This window comes from Zavarzinia marina, from assembly GCF_021568905.1.
In the GTDB taxonomy this organism is placed as follows: domain Bacteria; phylum Pseudomonadota; class Alphaproteobacteria; order Zavarziniales; family Zavarziniaceae; genus Zavarzinia; species Zavarzinia marina.
On sequence record NZ_JAKGSB010000005.1, the window covers coordinates 23,670 to 41,416 of the forward strand.

Genomic DNA, 17,747 nt, shown 5'->3' on the forward strand with positions numbered 1-17,747 from the left:
CCGGAACCGCCTCAGGACGCCTGCGCGACCGGCATCAGGCCGCCCGCCCGCTCGATGAAGGCGGCGATGTCGGCGACCCCGTCGCCCTTGGCCGCGCGGGCGAAGACGAAGGGTTTCTCTCCCCGCATCAGTTTGGCGTCCCGGTCCATCACGCCGAGGTCGGCGCCGACCAGGGGCGCCAGATCGGTCTTGTTGATGACCAGGAGATCGGAGCGGGTGATGCCCGGGCCGCCCTTCCGCGGGATCTTGTCGCCCGCCGAGACGTCGATGACGTAGATCGTCAGGTCGGCCAGTTCGGGGCTGAAGGTGGCGGCCAGATTGTCGCCGCCGGATTCGATCAGCACGAGATCGAGATCGGGGAAGCGCCGCCGCATCTCCGCGACCGCCGCCAGATTGATCGAGGCATCCTCGCGGATCGCGGTATGGGGACAGCCGCCGGTCTCCACCCCCAGGATCCGGTCCGGCGAAAGACTGCCGGCGCGGGTCAGGAATTCCGCGTCTTCCTTGGTGTAGATGTCATTGGTGATGGCGGCGATGTCGTAGCGCGCCCCCAGGAGCTTGCACAGCTTGTCCATCAGCGCCGTCTTGCCCGAGCCGACGGGCCCGCCGACGCCGACACGCAGGGGACCATGGGGGTTTCGGTTACTCGTCATCGGGCACATCCAACAGAAATCGCGGGCAGCCGAAAGAGTAGCGGGGTTTCGCCGGCCCAGGCAACAGGACCGCCGTTCCCAAAAAATGCGCCATGCTGTCGGCACCGGCCCGCCGGCCGCGTCGTATCGACGGAAAGGGCGACGGGCCCGAGCGAAGGAGAGCGACATGCGCGTGATGGTGATCGTCAAGGCCACGGCGGACAGCGAGGCGGGCGTCATGCCCCCGACCGAACTGATGGAAGCCATGGGCCGTTTCAACGAGGCGCTGGTCGATGCCGGCGTCATGCTGGCCGGCGAAGGCCTGCACCCGTCTTCGCGCGGCAAGCGCGTGGTCTTCGAGGGCGAGGGCCGGGAGGTGGTCGACGGCCCCTTCGGCGCGGCCGAGGATCTGGTGGCCGGCTTCTGGCTGTGGCAGGTGAAGGACATGGACGAGGCGCTGGCCTGGGCGCGCCGCTGCCCCAATCCGATGCTCGGCCGGGGCGTCCTCGAAATCCGCCCGCTGTTCGAGATGGCGGATTTCGGCGACGCCATGACCCCCGAGATCGCCGCCCAAGAGGAACGCCTGCGCGAAAAGCTCGGGAGCTGAACCTCAGGTTCGGAAATTCAGGTCCTGAACAGGCGGGTGTATTGCGTCTCGTGGCGCATGGCGCAGATGTCGGAGACCAGGGTGGCGCCGCCCAGGTGATCGAAGGCATCGGCCGTGGGATCGAGGGCCAGCGCCCGTTCCGTCACCGCCTCGACCGTCGACATCAGATCGGCGATCGCCTTCTGCCCGTCGGTCTGGCCCAGCGGCACGAGGCGCTGCGCCGCCGACACCAGATTGGCGGCGAAGGCGTGGAGATAGGCGGTCAACGCCGGCGCCACGGGAATGCCATGCGCCGCCGCCAGGGCGCCGACCGCGACCGGATAGGCGACGTCGGCGGGCAGCGCCGCCTGCCCTTCGACGGGCCAGCTCGATTCCGAGATCAGGCGGAAGGCCGTGCCCTGGGCCATGGTCTCCACCCGCCGTTCCCGGGCCGGGGCATTGGCCCGCGCCAGATCGTTCAGCGCGGCCAGCCGCCCGGCGTCGCCGCCGGCACCATGGGCATGGACGAAGATCACCGCATCGTTCCAGCCGCTGCCCGCTTCCAGCAGCCGGCTCAGCCAGTCCACCAGGGCGGCGCGGTCACGCACCCAGCCCATTTCCACCGCCCATTCGAGACCGTGGGAATGGCTGAAGGCGCCGACCGGATAGGACGGCGACAGCCAGGCCATCAGGCGATAGAGCGCACCCTCAGTGGTCATGCCCGCAGCCGGGGCCGTGGACGTGACCGTGGTCGTGGTCGTGATCATGATCATGGTCATGGTGGTGATCGTGCCCGTGATCATGGCCGCAGCAGGCGCCATGCCCGTGATCGTGGTCATGGTCATGGTCATGATCATGGCCATGATCATGATGGCCGTGGCCGCCGGCATAGGCCCCGCCCTCGGGATCGAAGGCGGCGTCGATCTTGGTCACCGTGGCGCCCAGACCGACCAGCATGTCCTCGATCACATGATCCGGGCGGATGCGCAGGGCGTCCGGCATGAGCTGGGTCGGCAGGTGACGGTTGCCCAGATGCCAGGCGATGCGGACCAGGTCGGCCCGGCTCTTGGCGGTGATTTCGACCAGCCGCTCCGGCGCCGCCAGCACCTTGATCACGCCGCCGCCGTCGAGGGCCAGACCGTCGCCGTCGTTCAGCGGCACCAGTTCCGGCAGGTCCAGCAGGAATTGCTGGCGCCCGGCCGACAGCACCGCCCGGCGCCGCAGCCGGGCCTCGGAATCGAGCACCACCTCACCGACGACGGCGTCATCGGCGAAGGAGCCCCTGGGCAGGACGGCGGAAGCACGCTTCATGGTTTCGGATCCTCGAGGAAAAGCACATCCCCGTTCTTACGCCCCAAGGCGAAGAACGTCACGCCCCCTCGCCTCGCTTGCGGGGAGAGGGTGGGGTGAGGGGAAACCCCTCAGAACAGGAAATAGCGCTGGGCCATGGGCAGGACCTTGGCGGGTTCGCAGGTGAGCAATTCGCCGTCGGCGCGGACTTCGTAGGTTTCGGGGTCGATCTCGATCACCGGGCAGGCATCGTTCAGGACCATGGCCGCCTTGGCCGCCTTCATGCGGGTATTGTCGACCGCCGCCAATTGCCGGCGCAGGCCGAGCTTTTCGCCGATGCCGAGGTCGAGGGCGGCCTTGGAGACGAAGGTCAGGCACGAGGCATCGAGCGCCCGGCCGAAGGCGCCGAACATGGGCCGGTAGTGGACCGGCTGCGGCGTCGGGATCGAGGCGTTGGGATCGCCCATCAGGGCACAGATGATGGTGCCGGCCTTCAGCACCATATCGGGCTTCACGCCGAAGAAGGCGGGCGACCACAGCGCCAGATCGGCCAGCTTGCCGACCTCGATCGAGCCGACATGGGCGCTGATGCCCTGGGCGATCGCCGGGTTGATCGTGTATTTGGCGACATAGCGGCGCGCCCGGTAATTGTCGTTGCCCGGCCCGTCGCCGGAAAGGGCGCCGCGCTGGACCTTCATCTTGTGCGCCGTCTGCCAGGTGCGGGTGATGACCTCGCCCACCCTTCCCATGGCCTGACTGTCGGACGAGATGATGGAGAGCGCGCCGAGGTCGTGGAGGATGTCTTCCGCCGCGATCGTCTCGCGCCGGATCCGGCTCTCGGCGAAGGCGACGTCCTCGGGAATGCTGGAATCGAGATGATGGCAGACCATGAGCATGTCGAGATGCTCGTCCAGCGTATTCACCGTGAAGGGGCGGGTCGGATTGGTCGACGACGGGATGACGTGGGGCAGGCCCGCCACCTTCATGATGTCCGGGGCATGGCCGCCGCCCGCGCCCTCGGTGTGGAAGGCGTGGATGGTGCGGCCCTTGAAGGCGCCGATCGTATCCTCGACGAAACCCGACTCGTTCAGCGTGTCGGTGTGGATCATCACCTGGACGTCGTAATCGTCGGCGACAGAGAGGCAGCAATCGATGGCGGCCGGCGTGGTGCCCCAGTCCTCGTGCAGCTTGAGCGCCCCGGCGCCGCCCTCGATCTGCTCCACCAGGGCGGCGGGGTTGGAGGCATTGCCCTTGCCGGCGAAGAGCAGGTTCATGGGCAGGCCGTCGGCCGCCTGCAGCATGCGCGCCATATGCCAGGGACCGGGCGTGCAGGTGGTCGCATTGGTGCCCGTCGCCGGGCCCGTGCCGCCGCCGATCATGGTGGTGACGCCGGAGGCGAGCGCATCCTCCACCTGCTGCGGGCAGATGAAGTGGATGTGGCAGTCGATGCCGCCGGCGGTCAGGATCTTGCCCTCGCCCGCGATCACCTCGGTCCCCGGGCCGACGATGATGTCGACGCCCGGCTGGGTATCCGGATTGCCCGCCTTGCCGATCCGCGCGATGCGCCCGTCCTTGATGGCGACATCGGCCTTCACGATGCCCCAGTGATCGAGGATCACGGCATTGGTGATGACGGTATCGACGGCGCCCGCCGCGCGCGTGACCTGGGACTGGCCCTGGCCGTCGCGGATCACCTTGCCGCCGCCGAATTTCACCTCCTCGCCATAGGTCGTGTAATCCTTCTCGACCTCGATCAGCAGGTCGGTATCGGCGAGACGGACACGGTCGCCCACGGTCGGGCCGAACATGTCGGCATAGGCGCCGCGGCTCATCTTCATCGGCATGTCAAAGCCCCCCCATCACCAGGCCGCGGAAGCCGACGGCGCGGCGCAGGCCCCGCATCGGGACCAGCGCGACCTCGCGGGTCTGGCCCGGCTCGAAGCGGACGGCGGTGCCCGCCGGAATGTCCAGGCGGTAACCATGGGCGGCCTTGCGGTCGAACGACAGGCCGGCGTTGGTTTCCGCGAAATGATAGTGGCTGCCGACCTGGACCGGCCGGTCGCCCGTGTTGGCGACCTCGAGGGTGATCGCCTCGGCGCCTTCGTTCAGCACGATCTCGCCCTCGGCGGGAATGATTTCACCGGGAATCATCGGCGCCTCCTCAGCGGATCGGTTCGTGAACGGTGACCAGTTTGGTCCCGTCCGGGAAAGTGGCCTCGACCTGGACGTCGTGGATCATCTCGGCGATGCCGTCCATCACCTGATCGCGGCTGATCACCGTGGCACCCGCCGCCATCAGGTCCGCGACCGAGCGCCCGTCCCTTGCCCCTTCGACGACGAAATCGGTGATCAGCGCCACCGCTTCCGGGTAGTTCAGCTTCACGCCCCGCTCCAGACGCTTGCGCGCCACCATCGCCGCCATGGCGATCAGCAGCTTGTCCTTCTCACGCGGTGAAAGATTCATGGTTCGGTCCCTCAGACGCCGGGCGGCAGCATCCGCCGCCTTGGCTCGCTGGTTTATTGTTTGCCCTCAAGTGCCGGGTGGTCGCATCCGCGACCTTGGCTCGCTTCGCTAAAGCTCCGCGGGGCCTCAATGGCCCGGTTGGAGTTGGTTCTAAAGTCGTCATCCCGGCGCAGGCCGGGATCTTTCGACCAGATGGCCCTTTCCGGCGGAAGGTCCCGGCCTGCGCCGGGGCGACGAGAAAAACGCCGGTAATCATATCTGCCATACTCTCGGCACCGGGCGGCCGTCGCGCAAGGGGGCCAGCGCCGCGAGTACCATGGGGCGGAGATGCGCGCCGGTTTCGGCGAGCAGGCGGATGATCAGCATATCGTCGTCGGCGCTGGCACCCCAGAGGGCAAAGTGACCGAGGGCATTACGCACTTCTCCCAGCCGGTCGCCGGCCCCCGGCGCGACATGGACGATGCTGGCCGTCGCCACCATGCCCTGGCCGGTCGCCCTCGCCGCGAGTGTTTCCTGCATGTCGCCCGAAAGCGCGAAGACGTCGGCATAGAGCAGGCGGCCGTCGCGGCGGATGCGCCAGGCGTCGCGGAATTGGCCGCCGCGCACCACCTCGCCCCGCGCCGTCCGCCCGAACACCACCTGTTCGAGGCCGGTGAAGACCGCGTCGCCCGCGACCGCGACCTCCAGATCACGCTGCAGGGCGGCGCCGTCGAACAGGATCGTTTCCTGCGGCAGCCATTCGGCCCGTGCCCCGGCGCCGACCGTGAGCCGGGTCGAGAGCCGGGCCGGCACCGGGCCCATGGCGCGATAGGCGCGCTCCGCCGCCTGCGAGGCGACGGTGGCCGCCGTGCCCGCGCCCCATTCGATGCTGGTGGCGATCCGGTCGCCGTCGGTCAGGCCGCCGGACGTGTTGAGGGTGACGGCGGTCGAGAACGCGCCCGCTTCCCGCTTCGGAAACCGGGCCTTGGCGCAGCCCTGCTGATAGAGATGATCGAGAACCGTCAGGTCGCCCCGGCGCCGAAAACGGATATCGAGGGCACCCTCCGCCCGGGCGAGGCCCGGAGGGAACGGCGCGGGTTCCGCGATCTTCGGCGTCTCGTCCTCAGACCATGACGTGGCGGCGAACCTCGGCTTCATCCAACTGGTCCTTGAGCCCCGACAGGACCACCTCGCCCCGGTCCATGACCGCGAGCGTCTGACCGAGTTCATGGGCGAAATCGAAATACTGCTCGACCAGAAGGATGGCCATTTCGCCCCGGTCCCGCAACAGTTCGATGACCTTGCCGATATCCTTGATGATGGAGGGCTGAATGCCTTCCGTCGGCTCGTCGAGGACCAGAAGCCGGGGTTTCATGACGAGCGCGCGGCCGATCGCCAATTGCTGCTGCTGGCCGCCCGACAGATCGCCGCCGCGCCGGCGCAGCATGGACTTCAGCACCGGGAACAGGTCGAAGATCTCGTCCGGCACCTTGCGCTCGGATCGCGGCAGCACGGCGAAGCCGGTCTCCAGGTTCTCGCGCACCGTCAGCAGGGGGAAGATGTCGCGGCCCTGGGGGACATAGCCGATGCCGCGGCGCGCGCGCTCGAACGGCTTCAGATGGGTGATGTCGTCGCCTTCCCACATGATCCTGCCGCGCTTCACCGGCTGATTGCCGGTGATGGCGCGCAGCATGGAGGTCTTGCCGACGCCGTTGCGGCCGAGGAGGCAGGTGACCTTGCCGACCTCGGCTTCGAGGGAGACGGAGCGCAGCGCCTGGGCGGCGCCGTAGAAGAGGTCGATCTTTTCGACAGACAGCATGACCGCGCCCCTCAGCGACCGAGATAGACTTCGATGACCCGCTCGTTGGCCTGCACCTGATCGAGCGGACCTTCCGCCAGCACCGAGCCTTCGTGCAGCACCGTGACCTTGACGCCCAGCGCCTTCACGAAGGTCATGTCGTGTTCGACGACGACGACGGAATGGGTCTTGTTGATTTCGACCAGCAGTTCGGCCGTCTCCTCGGTCTCGGCGTCGGTCATGCCGGCGACCGGTTCGTCGACCAGGAGGAGGGCGGGTTCCTGCGCCATCAGCATGCCGATCTCCAGCCATTGCTTCTGGCCGTGGGAGAGATCGCCCGCCATGCGGTCGACGGCTTCCGTCAGCTTGGTCAAGACCAGAAGCTCGTCGATCCGCTCCTTCTCCTTCGCCGTCTCCCTGGCGAAGAGCACCGCGAAGGGTTTGCGCAGGCCCGCCAGGGCCAGCTGCAGATTGTCGCGCACCGTATGGCTTTCGAACACGGTGGGCTTCTGGAACTTGCGCCCGATGCCCAATTGGGCGATCGCCGCCTCGTCCATCTTGGTCAGGTCGACGTCGCCGTTGAAGGCGACGGTGCCGACGTCGGGCCGGGTCTTGCCGGTGATGACGTCCATCATCGTGGTCTTGCCGGCGCCGTTCGGGCCGATGATGGCCCGCATCTCGCCCGGCGCGATCACCAGGGAGAGATCGTTGAGCGCGCGGAAGCCGTCGAAGGTGACGGTGACGCCGTCGACATAGAGGATGGGCTTCGGGGAAATGTCGCCGATCAGCATGGGATGTCTCCTATTCCCCCGCGCCCTTGGGCGCATCCGCCGACGGCGGCGCATCCGGCGCCTTTTCGGCGACCGCGTTCTGGGCCCTTCGGTTGCGCGCCATCTCGAGAAGCTGCGGCACGGTGCCGAGAATGCCCTTCGGCATCAGGAGCGTGACGAAGACGAAGAGACCGCCGAGCGCGAAGAGCCAGAGATCCGGCAGCCAGCCGGTGAACAGGGTCTTGCCCAGGTTGACCACGATGGCGCCGATGGCGGCCCCGACCAGGGTGCCGCGCCCGCCGACCGCGACCCAGACCACCGCCTCGATCGAATTCTGCGGCGCGAATTCGCCCGGGTTGATGATGCCGACCTGGGGCACATAGAGGGCCCCGGCCAGCCCGGCCATGATGCCGGACAGGGTGAAGGCCGCGACCTTGTAGCCCTCCACCCGATAGCCCATGAAACGCGTCCGGCTCTCGGCGTCGCGAATGGCGATCAGCACCTTGCCGAAGCGCGACAGGGTGATCCAGCGGCACAGCAGATAGCAGGCGGCGAGCAGGATGCCGGACGAAACGAAGAGCGTCACGCGCATGCCGTCGGTCTGCAGGTTGAAGCCGAGCAGGTCCTTGAAGTCGGTCAGGCCGTTGTTGCCGCCGAAGCCCATGTCGTTCCTGAAGAAGGCGAGCAGCAGGGCATAGGTCATGGCCTGGGTGATGATCGACAGATAGACGCCGGTCACCCGCGAACGGAACGCCAGATAGCCGAAGACGAAGGCGAGCAGCGCCGGCACCAGCGCGACCATGAACATGGCGAAGAAGAAATTGTCGAAGCCGAGCCAGTACCAGGGCAGTTCCTTCCAGTTCAGGAACACCATGAAATCCGGCAGGATCGGATCGCCATAGACGCCGCGCGGGCCGATCTGGCGCATCAGATACATGCCCATGGCATAGCCGCCGAGGGCGAAGAAGGCGCCATGCCCGAGCGAGAGGATGCCGACGTAACCCCAGACGAGGTCGATCGACAGCGCCAGGATCGCATAGCACAGATATTTGCCCATCAGCGCCACCGCGTAGGTGGGCACGTGGAAGGCGGAATCCGGCGTCGTCGCCAGGTTCAGCACCGCGACCAGCGCCAGGACGCCGAACAGGATGCCGAGGAACCAGAGCGTGAGCCGGTCGTTGCCGAAGATACGCTTCGTGATCATCTCTCGACCGCCCTGCCTTTCTGGGGGAACAGCCCGCGCGGCTTGCGCTGGATGAAGAGGACCAGGGCGACCAGCACGATGATCTTGCCGAGGACGGCGCCCGCGACCGGCTCCAGCAGCTTGTTGGTGATGCCGAGGGTGAGGGCGCCGACGAGCGTACCCCAGAGGTTACCCACGCCGCCGAACACCACCACCATGAAGCTGTCGATGATGTAGCCCTGGCCGAGGTTGGGGCTGACGTTGTCGATCTGCGACAGCGCCACGCCCGCGATGCCGGCGACGCCGGAGCCGAGGCCGAAGGTCAGGCTGTCCACCCAATTGGTGCGGATGCCCATGGAACCGGCCATGCGCCGGTTCTGGGTGACGGCGCGCATCTGCAGGCCGAAGGCGGTGCGCCTCAGCACCACCATCAGGATCGCCAGCACGACGAAGGCGAAGACGATGATCCACATGCGGTTGTAGGTCAGCGTCAGCCCGCCGAGATCGAAGGCGCCCGACATCCAGGAGGGATTGCCGACCTCGCGATTGGTCGGCCCGAAGATCGTCCGCACCGCCTGCTGCAGCACGAGGGACAGGCCGAAGGTGGCGAGCAGGGTTTCGAGCGGGCGGCCGTAGAGAAAGCGGATGATGCCGCGTTCGATGGCGACGCCGACGGCGCCCGCGACCAGAAAGGCCAGCGGCAATGCGATCGCCAGCGAATAGTCGAACAGGAAGGGCGCCGAATTGCGGATCACCTCCTGCACCATGAAGGTCGTATAGGCGCCGATCATCACCATTTCGCCATGCGCCATGTTGATCACGCCCATCACGCCGAAGGTGATGGCGAGGCCGATCGCCGCGAGAAGGAGGACGGAGCCGAGCGAGATGCCGTAATAGACGCTCTGCACCCCCGACCAGATGGCGAGACTGCTCTCGATCGCGTCCTGGGCCGAGGAGATCGCCTCGGCCATGGCCGGCGTCGGCTCGGGCACGCCGACCAGGGTCGCCAGGGCATCCTGATTGCCCATGTCGGCGATCACGTCGATCGCTTCGAGCTTGGCCGTCTCGTCGGCGTCGCCATAGAGGGTGAGCGCGGCGAGAGCCTGCTGCAGGGCGCGCTTGACCTTGCCGTCCTGTTCCGTCTCGAGCGCGCTCCTGACCAGCGGCAGGGACGCCTGGTCGCGCGACTTGAAGACCGAAAGAGCGGCGTCGTAACGCTTGCCGGCATCGGCGCTCATCAGGGTGAGCTGGCCGAGGGCGGCGTCGACCGCGCGGCGGATCCGGTTGTTGGCGCGCACCGCCTTGGCGCCCGCCGGCTCGCCGTCGAGGGCGGCGCCGGTGAGGGCGTCGTGCCAGGTGCCGGCCGCGTCCTCGAAGACGATGGCATCGCCGGCGACATGGAGCCGGCGGTCGCCGAGGGCCGAAAGAATGTCGATCGCCTGGGGATGGCCGCTGGCGGCCAGATCGGCGATGCCCTTCTCGATGTCGTCGTAGGATTTGGACGCGAACAGCGCCAGCGCGTCACCGGCGGCGTCGGCCCGCGCGGCGGGTGCCGCGGCCATGAGGCCCGCGAGCACGAAGGCGGCCGCCATGACGGCCGCGAGGACCGGGGCGGCGAGCGGCCGCAGGCAGCGAAGGAAAAGCGAACGCATCATGGGGTGAGCGCCTCTCGCAGGGTGCGCAATTCCGGTTGATCCCGAAAAAACACCCGGGCGGACGATGCCGCCCGGGCTTGCAAGTCGAGGGAGGAGACCAGAAGGAATGGATGACCGGCCATGGAACGCGGCCGGTCACCCGCGGGCATTACTCGCCCGAACCACCGCACTTGCCGGTGGCGACGTTGAAGTTGCCGCAGGACAGCGGCGCGCGCCAGTCGGAGATCAGATCCTTGGAACCTTCGAGGTAATCCGACCATTCGTCGCCCATGATCAGACCCGAGGTCTGGGAGACGATGTTGAACTGGCCGTCGGCCTCGATCTCGCCGATCAGCACCGGCTTGGTGATGTGGTGGTTCGGCATCATGGTCGAATAGCCGCCCGAGAGGTTCGGGACCGAAACGCCGATCAGGGCGTCGATCACCGCGTCCGGATCGGTGGTGCCGGCCTTCTCGACCGCCTTCACCCACATGTTGAAGCCGATGACATGGGCTTCCATGGGATCGTTCGAGACGCGCTTCGGATTCTCGGTGAAGGCCTGCCACTTCTCGATGAACTCGGCGTTCTCGGGCGTGTCGACCGACATGAAGTAGTTCCAGGCGGCCAGGTGACCGACCAGGTTCGAGGTGTCGAGACCGGCCAGCTCTTCCTCGCCGACCGAGAAGGCGACGACGGGAATGTCGGTGGCGGCGATGCCCTGGTTGGCCAGTTCCTTGTAGAACGGCACGTTGGCGTCACCATTGATGGTCGAGACCACGGCGGTCTTCTTGCCGGCCGAGCCGAATTTCTTGATGTCGGCGACGATCGTCTGCCAGTCGGAATGACCGAACGGCGTGTAGTTGATCATGATGTCGTCGGCGGCGACGCCCTTGGCCTTCAGATAGGCCTCGAGGATCTTGTTGGTGGTGCGCGGGTACACATAGTCGGTACCGGCCAGCACCCAGCGCTCCACGCCTTCCTCTTCCATCAGGTAGTCGACGGCGGGAATGGCCTGCTGGTTCGGCGCGGCGCCGGTGTAGAAGATGTTGCGCGAGGATTCCTCACCCTCGTACTGCACCGGGTAGAACAGGATGCTGTCCAGTTCCTCGAACACCGGCAGCACCGACTTGCGCGACACCGAGGTCCAGCAGCCGAAGACGGCCGAGACCTTGTTGACGGAAATCAGTTCGCGGGCCTTTTCGGCGAACAGCGGCCAGTCGGACGCCGGATCGACCACGACGGGCTCGAGCTTCATGCCCAGAACGCCGCCCTTCTTGTTCTGCTCCTCGATGAGCATGAGCATCACGTCTTTCAGCGTGGTCTCGCTGATCGCCATGGTGCCCGAGAGCGAATGCAGGACGCCGACCTTGATCGTGTCCTCGGCCTTGGCACCGGCGGTCGCGCCGACCATCGCGGTCGCGCCGAGCACCGCTCCGGCCAACCATTTCGTGAACCTCGTCGACATTTCGATTAACCCCCACCCCTGTAGGATCCGGATGAGACCGCGGAGCCGCGGCCAGGCAAGGCGTATCCCGGGACTGGCCCCCGAAGCCGCCCGCCCCTTCACTGGCAAGGAGCGTGCCAACATGGTTTCCTTCGGGTGAATCACTGCTTTAGTGGAGTTTTCAGCGACTCTCGGCAATCTCCCCCGTGGGGGCCGTAAAAACTTTCTTTGGTTAAATTTAAGGCATCAATACGCATATCGACGCAGCAAAAGCCTAAAATGTGACCATATCGCCGCGGGGCCGCGGGCCGGCCGCATCATGGTACCGGCCCGCGCAATCCGCCCTCGCCGCGATCAGGCGACGATCAGGTCGACCTTGATGTTGCCCCGCGTGGCATTGGAATAGGGGCAGACCACATGGGCCTTCTGCACCAGGTCTTCCACCACCGCGCGGTCGACGCCGGGCACGGTGACGGTCAGCGCCACCTCGATGCCGAAGCCGGTCGGGATCGGGCCGATGCCGACGGCGCCGGCGATCGTGGTGTCGTCCGGCAGCGCCACCTTGGCCTGGCGGGCGACGAACTTCAGGGCGCCGAGGAAACAGGCGGAATAGCCGGCGGCGAAGAGCTGTTCCGGATTGGTGCCGGCGCCGTCGTCGCCGCCGAGCCCCTTGGGCACGGAGAGTTTCACGGCGAGACGGCCGTCGTCGGTGGCGGCGGAACCGTCGCGGCCGCCGGTGGCGGTGGCATGAGCGGTATAGAGGATCTTGTCGGGCATGGTCTTGAACTCCGGTTGCGACGGGGTTTAGATAGCGTCAAATTTCATTGTGTACAATATATACTCGCCGCAGAGCCGTCATGCGCCCCCTGCAAGCCGACGCCGGAAGGCAACCGTGGCATCGCGCAGCGCCCGCACCTCATCGCCCGTGGAGCCGAGATTGCAGACCAGGATCTCGTAGTGGCGCCGCGCCTCCGCTTCCAGGGCGCGGCCGGCATCGCTGAGACGGACGCGCACCTGGCGTTCGTCAGCCGGATCGCGCCGGCGCTCGACGAGGCCGAGGGCTTCGAGCCGCTTGAGGAGCGGCGTCAGCGTGCCGGAATCGAGGAACAGCCGCTCGCCCAGGGCGCCGACGGTCAGATCGTCCGCTTCCCACAGCACCAGCATGGCCAGATATTGCGGATAGGTCAGGCCCAGCGCGCCCAGCATGGGCCGATAGGCCCGCGTCATCAGATGCGACGCGGAATAGAGCGCGAAGCAGAGCTGGTCGTCGAGATGGAGGGAGAGCGCGGGCGCCTTGGCCCCAGCCTTCTTCACCGCGGATTTCTTCGTATCGCTCGCCATCGCTGCACCTCTTTCGGTCCGAACGACCATATATATGGTGCGCGATGGGCTTGCGCACGAGAAAACATGCGCAAGCCCCGAGGTGTCGATCCGGGCAAGCCGGCCGGCGGTCGCCGCCTGCCTACCAGTGCAGGCCCTTGGTCAGGGCGGCGAGCGCCACCGCCTCGGTCGAGGGCGCGCCTTCGACATCAGCCGTCTTCTCGCCCCTGGCCGCCGCCGAATCCGGGAACAGGCGGAAGGTGGTGTTGAACAGGATGTTGGTGACGTCCGGTGCCGCCGCCCACAGCAGTTCGCCCATGGTGCCGAGGCGGGTCGCGATCCGCTTCGGCTTCTCGACGATGCCGCGCACGATCAGATTGGCCGCATCGTCCGGCGAGAGCGTCGGGATGTGGTCGTACATCTTGGTCGGCGCGATCATCGGGGTGCGGACCAGCGGCATGTAGATATTGGTGAAGGTGACGTTGCGGTGATGGAATTCCGGCGCCGCGCAGCGCGAGAAGGCGCCCAGCGCCGCCTTCGACGCGACATAGGCGGAGAAACGCGGCTGGTTCACCTGCACCCCGATCGAGAGGATGTTCACGATGTGGCCGGACTTCCGCGACGACATCACGGGCAGGAAGCCCATGATCAGGCGCAGCGCCCCGAAGTAGTTGACCGCCATGGTGCGCTCGAAATCATGGAAGCGGTCGTAGGAGAGGTTCACCGAACGGCGGATGGAACGCCCGGCGTTATTGACCAGAACGTCGACGTGGCCGTGGTCCTTGAGGACGGCGGCGATGAAGCGATCGCAGCTCTCCATCTCCGCGACGTCGACCGAATAGGCGTGGACGTCGCCGCCGGCCGCGCGCAATTCGGCCTGCACCGCGTCCAGTTCCTCTTGCTTGCGGGCGCAGATGATGGTCCTGGCGCCCGCCGCCGCCACCTTCCTCGCGGTCTCGAGACCGATGCCCGAGGTGGCGCCGGTGATCACCACCACCTTGCCGCCGACCGAACCGGCCAGCGAGCGGTCGCGGTGCAGTTCCGGGTTCAGGTGACGTTCCCAATAGTCCCAGATGAAGCCCGCGTAGTCCGCCAGCGGCGGGCAGGCGATGCCCGAGCCCTTCAGGGCCTTGGCGGTATCGCGATTGTCGAATTTGGTCGGATAGTTGAAGAACTTCAGGGCCTGGCGCGGAATGCCGTAGCCGCCCAGCACCGTGTCGATGATCGAGCGGATGGGCGGCAGATTGGCCAGCATGGCGCGCATGCCGCCCGGAATGAAACCGAACACCCGGCTGTCGACGCGGAGCGAGAATTGCGGCGCCCCCGCCGCCTTGGCGAAGATATTGACCACCTCGCCGACCCGATTGTGCTTCGGGTTGGTCAGGTGGAAGGCCCGGCCCTCCAGCCCCGGCTTGTGACCGATATGGTCCATGGCGCGGGCGACGTAGTCGACCGGCACGATGTTCAGCAGACCGCCCTCGATGCCCAGCAGCGAGATCCACTGCGGGATGGCGCGGCGCAGCTGCAGGATCAGGTTGAAGAAGAAATAGGGCCCGTCGATCTTGTCGATCTCGCCGGTCTCGGAATGGCCGACGACGATGCCGGGACGATAGATGCGCCAGGGAATGGAACATTCCTCGCGCACGATCAGCTCGCTGTCGTGCTTGGTGCGGTAATAGGGGTGATCGTCCGCCGCCCATTCCTCGAACATGTCCTCGCGCCAATAGCCTTCGTAGAGGCCGGCGGCGGCGATCGACGAGGTATGGTGGAACTGCTTGGCGCCCACGGCCTCGGCGAAGGTCACGGCATTGCGCGTGCCCTCCACATTGGCCTTCACCTGGGCTTCCTGATCCTCGTTGGTCAGGTCGTAGATGGCGGCGAGATGGAAGACATGGGCGATCTTGCCCGCCAGTTTCTCCATGTCCGCCTTGGAGACGCCGAGGCGCTTCTTGCCCAGGTCGCCGGTGATGCCGACGATGCGTTCCGCGTCGCGTTCCCAGCGCTCTTCCTTCAGGGCTTCCAGTTTCTTCCTCGATCCCGCCCGCACCAGGACATAGATGGTGCCGTCACGTTTCAGCAGGGCGTCGATCAGATTGCGGCCCAGAAACCCCGTGCCGCCGGTGACGAAATAGCTCATGCCTCTCCCCCGGTTCTCCCTGTCGCCGGCCTTTTCTCCGGCCGTGCGTCGCCGCCAGTCTAGACACCATTACACGGATAAGGGGAGAGGGAATCGCTTTCCCTTAAGGTCAAGCGAAGCGCTTCGCCCGCCGTGGGAAACGCCGGCTTCGACCGGGCCTTCGGCCGGCGCCACATAAAAAATCGTACACAATTTAATTGCGCGTATTGACAGCCTCGTCCGACGGGATTATTTAGTTGTACACAATCTAATTGCCGGCAAACGATGGAGCCCGCCGATGACCGACCAACCCAATACCGGAACCACCCGCCGCCTGGTGCTTGCCGCCGGCGGACTTCTCGGGATCGGGCTTTCCCTTCCCCGGGCCTTCGCGGGCCCTCTTTCCAGCAGCGATGAAACAGGAGTGACGACCATGACCACCTTCACCACCACCGACGGCACCGAAATCTTCTACAAGGACTGGGGCTCGGGCCAGCCGATCGTCTTTTCCCACGGCTGGCCGCTGAGCGCCGATGCCTGGGACGCCCAGATGCTGTTCTTCGCCGAGAACGGCTATCGCGTGATCGCCCACGACCGGCGCGGCCACGGCCGCTCGGCCCAGCCCTGGGCCGGCAACGACATGGACCGCTATGCCGACGACCTGGCGGAACTGATCGAGCATCTGGACCTGAAGGACGTGATCCTGATCGGCCATTCGACCGGCGGCGGCGAAGTCGCCCATTACGTCGGCCGTCACGGCAACAGCCGGGTCGCCAAGGTGGTGCTGGTCGGTGCCGTGCCGCCCCTGATGCTGAAGACCGAGGCCAATCCGAACGGCACCCCGATCGAGGTCTTCGACGGCATCCGCAAGGGCACGGCGCTGGACCGCTCGCAGTTCTTCATGGACCTGACCCTGCCGTTCTACGGCTTCAACCGCGACGGCGCCGCCGTGAACCAGGGCCTGCGCGACAGCTTCTGGCTCCAGGGCATGGCCGGCGGCATCAAGGGCCAATACGACTGCATCCATGAATTCTCGGAAGTCGACTATACCGCCGACCTGAAGGCGATCGCGGTGCCGACCCTGGTGATCCACGGCGACGACGACCAGATCGTGCCGATCGACGCCTCGGGCCGGCTCAGCGCCGCGATCGTGAAGGATGCCCGGCTCCTGGTCTATCCGGGCGCGCCCCACGGCCTGGCCCAGACCGAGCCCGAGAAATTCAACGCCGACGTCCTCGCCTTCATCAAGGCGTGAGTCCGAAAGGCGGGCGGGATCACCCCGTCCGCCTTGCCTCTCTCCCCATTGTCCCCGGCGCCACTTCGGCCTAAACAGCAGCGATCCCCCAGTCGGAGACTTGCCTTGAGCCAAACGGCCCTACGCCGATCCCCTTCGCCCGACGCCGAACAGGCGGCACTGAATGCCGCCTATGGCGTTCTGGCCGGAGAGGCGCGGCTGCTGCCGATCAAGGTGACCGGCTTCTATGCCGAGAAGCTGGCGGCGGAAGCCGCGGCCCTGGGCCACACGCGGGGGCCCCTGCACCGGGTGGTCTATCCGAGCCGCGAGCGGCTGGACCAGCGCGCGCCGGGCGAAGTGGCGGATTTCGTCGACGACCGCAGCAACATGAAGACCGCGTCCCGCGCCATCGTGCAGAAGTATGCCGACCGGGTGCTGTTCCTGGTCACGCCGCGCTGCGCCGCCCATTGCCAATATTGCTTCCGCCAGGACGTGCTGACCGAAATGCAGGGCGACGACCCGGCGGATCTGGACGAGACGCTGGCGGCCCTGACCGATCACGTCCGCGCCGATCCCGCGATCCGCGAGGTGATCCTGTCCGGCGGCGATCCCCTGACCCTGTCACCCGCCGCACTCGACAGGGTGTTGAGCCGCCTCCGCGCCCTGCCGCAACTCGATTCCATCCGGCTGCACACGCGCTGCGCCGTCTTCGCGCCCCCGTTCTTCGACAAGGGCGACAAGATCGGCCTATTGGCCGAGGCCGGTGTCCGCCTCGTCCATCACGTGGTGCATCCCTATGAGATCTGCGACCGGGTGGCCGACCTGTTCCACCGCCTGGACCGGGCCGGGATCCGGCAATACAACCAGTTCCCGATCCTGCGCGGCGTCAATGACGATGCCGGCCTGCTGGCCCGCCTGCTGCTGCGGCTGGACGAGGCGCGGGTGCGCAATCTCTCCCTCTTCGCGCCGGACCCGATCCATCATTCCGCCGCCTTCCGCCTGACCCTGGACCGTCTGTTCGCGATCCACGACCGGCTTTCGGCCGAAACGCCGAGCTGGATCAACGCGACGGCCCTGACCTTCGACAGCCCGCTCGGCAAATTCCGCCGCGAACATCTGGTCGCGCGCGACCGCACCGCCGGCACCGCCCTGTTCCGCCATCGCGGGCAGGACATCCCCTATCACGACCTGCCGGCGGAAATGGATGTCCCGGGCAATCCCGCCGTCATGCTGTGGCGGGGCTGATCCGCCCGGAAGCGACGCTTCACCCCTCGGCCCGTTCGGGGTGAGGGGGGGC

Annotated in this window: 18 protein-coding genes; 3 read left to right on the forward strand and 15 right to left on the reverse strand. The window is 66.7% G+C overall.

Going from position 1 to position 17,747, the window contains the following annotated elements; genetic code table 11:
* Nucleotides 1-11: 11 nt before the first annotated feature.
* Nucleotides 12-653, reverse strand: coding sequence for an urease accessory protein UreG (ureG, locus tag L2U69_RS13695; protein WP_236107687.1), 642 nt, complete (start codon nucleotides 651-653; stop codon nucleotides 12-14).
* Between the two features lie 166 nt (nucleotides 654-819).
* On the opposite strand from ureG, the gene L2U69_RS13700 reads away from it, so the two are divergent.
* Entirely contained in the window at nucleotides 820-1,239 is a 420-nt protein-coding gene (locus L2U69_RS13700; RefSeq protein ID WP_236107688.1) for a YciI family protein, read from the forward strand.
* A 17-nt stretch (nucleotides 1,240-1,256) separates the two neighbouring features.
* On the opposite strand, the gene L2U69_RS13705 is transcribed toward L2U69_RS13700, so the two are convergent.
* From L2U69_RS13705 to L2U69_RS13770, 14 genes are all read right to left on the reverse strand, one after another.
* Entirely contained in the window at nucleotides 1,257-2,039 is a 783-nt protein-coding gene (locus L2U69_RS13705; protein WP_329605411.1) for an urease accessory protein UreF, read from the reverse strand.
* Nucleotides 1,927-2,529 (reverse strand): urease accessory protein UreE, encoded by a 603-nt coding sequence (locus L2U69_RS13710; RefSeq protein ID WP_236107689.1) that lies wholly within the window; start codon nucleotides 2,527-2,529, stop codon nucleotides 1,927-1,929. Before L2U69_RS13710 ends, L2U69_RS13705 begins: the two co-directional genes overlap by 113 nt.
* Before the next feature lie 110 nt (nucleotides 2,530-2,639).
* Entirely contained in the window at nucleotides 2,640-4,352 is a 1,713-nt protein-coding gene (gene ureC, locus L2U69_RS13715) for an urease subunit alpha (protein WP_236107690.1), read from the reverse strand.
* A 1-nt stretch (nucleotide 4,353) separates the two neighbouring features.
* Complete coding sequence (locus L2U69_RS13720) at nucleotides 4,354-4,659, reverse strand: urease subunit beta (protein ID WP_236107691.1); 306 nt, start codon at nucleotides 4,657-4,659, stop codon at nucleotides 4,354-4,356.
* A 10-nt stretch (nucleotides 4,660-4,669) separates the two neighbouring features.
* A complete protein-coding gene (locus L2U69_RS13725) occupies nucleotides 4,670-4,972 on the reverse strand; it encodes an urease subunit gamma (protein WP_236107692.1) in 303 nt (100 codons plus the stop codon).
* 252 nt (nucleotides 4,973-5,224) lie between these two features.
* Complete coding sequence (locus tag L2U69_RS13730; protein WP_236107693.1) at nucleotides 5,225-6,109, reverse strand: urease accessory protein UreD; 885 nt, start codon at nucleotides 6,107-6,109, stop codon at nucleotides 5,225-5,227.
* Entirely contained in the window at nucleotides 6,075-6,770 is a 696-nt protein-coding gene (urtE, locus tag L2U69_RS13735) for an urea ABC transporter ATP-binding subunit UrtE (protein ID WP_236107694.1), read from the reverse strand. Before urtE ends, L2U69_RS13730 begins: the two co-directional genes overlap by 35 nt.
* Before the next feature lie 11 nt (nucleotides 6,771-6,781).
* Complete coding sequence (gene urtD, locus L2U69_RS13740) at nucleotides 6,782-7,540, reverse strand: urea ABC transporter ATP-binding protein UrtD (protein ID WP_236107695.1); 759 nt, start codon at nucleotides 7,538-7,540, stop codon at nucleotides 6,782-6,784.
* A gap of 10 nt (nucleotides 7,541-7,550) precedes the next feature.
* Entirely contained in the window at nucleotides 7,551-8,723 is a 1,173-nt protein-coding gene (gene urtC / locus L2U69_RS13745; RefSeq protein WP_236107696.1) for an urea ABC transporter permease subunit UrtC, read from the reverse strand.
* Complete coding sequence (gene urtB / locus L2U69_RS13750) at nucleotides 8,720-10,357, reverse strand: urea ABC transporter permease subunit UrtB (RefSeq protein WP_329605404.1); 1,638 nt, start codon at nucleotides 10,355-10,357, stop codon at nucleotides 8,720-8,722. The genes urtC and urtB overlap by 4 nt, the downstream gene beginning before the upstream one ends.
* Before the next feature lie 148 nt (nucleotides 10,358-10,505).
* Nucleotides 10,506-11,801: an urea ABC transporter substrate-binding protein gene (urtA, locus tag L2U69_RS13755; protein WP_408065817.1), complete on the reverse strand. Its 1,296-nt coding sequence runs from the start codon at nucleotides 11,799-11,801 to the stop codon at nucleotides 10,506-10,508.
* 333 nt (nucleotides 11,802-12,134) lie between these two features.
* Nucleotides 12,135-12,557, reverse strand: a complete 423-nt coding sequence (locus tag L2U69_RS13760) for an organic hydroperoxide resistance protein (RefSeq protein ID WP_236107697.1) — start codon at nucleotides 12,555-12,557, stop codon at nucleotides 12,135-12,137.
* Nucleotides 12,558-12,635: 78 nt separating this feature from the next.
* Nucleotides 12,636-13,121, reverse strand: a complete 486-nt coding sequence (locus L2U69_RS19275; RefSeq protein WP_456243236.1) for a MarR family winged helix-turn-helix transcriptional regulator — start codon at nucleotides 13,119-13,121, stop codon at nucleotides 12,636-12,638.
* Nucleotides 13,122-13,242: 121 nt separating this feature from the next.
* The gene (locus L2U69_RS13770; protein WP_236107698.1) at nucleotides 13,243-15,237 is read right to left on the reverse strand and encodes an SDR family oxidoreductase; all 1,995 of its coding nucleotides are present in this window, start codon (nucleotides 15,235-15,237) and stop codon (nucleotides 13,243-13,245) included.
* Nucleotides 15,238-15,649: 412 nt separating this feature from the next.
* On the opposite strand from L2U69_RS13770, the gene L2U69_RS13775 reads away from it, so the two are divergent.
* Both L2U69_RS13775 and L2U69_RS13780 read left to right on the forward strand, forming a co-directional pair.
* A complete protein-coding gene (locus L2U69_RS13775; protein ID WP_236107699.1) occupies nucleotides 15,650-16,471 on the forward strand; it encodes an alpha/beta fold hydrolase in 822 nt (273 codons plus the stop codon).
* Between the two features lie 105 nt (nucleotides 16,472-16,576).
* Nucleotides 16,577-17,695, forward strand: coding sequence for a radical SAM protein (locus tag L2U69_RS13780; RefSeq protein WP_236107700.1), 1,119 nt, complete (start codon nucleotides 16,577-16,579; stop codon nucleotides 17,693-17,695).
* Nucleotides 17,696-17,747: the final 52 nt, after the last annotated feature.

Coding starts and splice junctions, on each gene's coding strand:
- ureG (WP_236107687.1), bottom strand. CDS start 653: ATGACGAGTAACCGAAACCCCCATGGTCCCCTGCGTGTCGGCGTCGGC.
- L2U69_RS13700 (WP_236107688.1), top strand. CDS start 820: ATGCGCGTGATGGTGATCGTCAAGGCCACGGCGGACAGCGAGGCGGGC.
- L2U69_RS13705 (WP_329605411.1), bottom strand. CDS start 2,039: ATGGCGCCTGCTGCGGCCATGATCACGGGCACGATCACCACCATGACC.
- L2U69_RS13710 (WP_236107689.1), bottom strand. CDS start 2,529: ATGAAGCGTGCTTCCGCCGTCCTGCCCAGGGGCTCCTTCGCCGATGAC.
- ureC (WP_236107690.1), bottom strand. CDS start 4,352: ATGCCGATGAAGATGAGCCGCGGCGCCTATGCCGACATGTTCGGCCCG.
- L2U69_RS13720 (WP_236107691.1), bottom strand. CDS start 4,659: ATGATTCCCGGTGAAATCATTCCCGCCGAGGGCGAGATCGTGCTGAAC.
- L2U69_RS13725 (WP_236107692.1), bottom strand. CDS start 4,972: ATGAATCTTTCACCGCGTGAGAAGGACAAGCTGCTGATCGCCATGGCG.
- L2U69_RS13730 (WP_236107693.1), bottom strand. CDS start 6,109: ATGAAGCCGAGGTTCGCCGCCACGTCATGGTCTGAGGACGAGACGCCG.
- urtE (WP_236107694.1), bottom strand. CDS start 6,770: ATGCTGTCTGTCGAAAAGATCGACCTCTTCTACGGCGCCGCCCAGGCG.
- urtD (WP_236107695.1), bottom strand. CDS start 7,540: ATGCTGATCGGCGACATTTCCCCGAAGCCCATCCTCTATGTCGACGGC.
- urtC (WP_236107696.1), bottom strand. CDS start 8,723: ATGATCACGAAGCGTATCTTCGGCAACGACCGGCTCACGCTCTGGTTC.
- urtB (WP_329605404.1), bottom strand. CDS start 10,357: ATGATGCGTTCGCTTTTCCTTCGCTGCCTGCGGCCGCTCGCCGCCCCG.
- urtA (WP_408065817.1), bottom strand. CDS start 11,801: ATGTCGACGAGGTTCACGAAATGGTTGGCCGGAGCGGTGCTCGGCGCG.
- L2U69_RS13760 (WP_236107697.1), bottom strand. CDS start 12,557: ATGCCCGACAAGATCCTCTATACCGCTCATGCCACCGCCACCGGCGGC.
- L2U69_RS19275 (WP_456243236.1), bottom strand. CDS start 13,121: ATGGCGAGCGATACGAAGAAATCCGCGGTGAAGAAGGCTGGGGCCAAG.
- L2U69_RS13770 (WP_236107698.1), bottom strand. CDS start 15,237: ATGAGCTATTTCGTCACCGGCGGCACGGGGTTTCTGGGCCGCAATCTG.
- L2U69_RS13775 (WP_236107699.1), top strand. CDS start 15,650: ATGACCACCTTCACCACCACCGACGGCACCGAAATCTTCTACAAGGAC.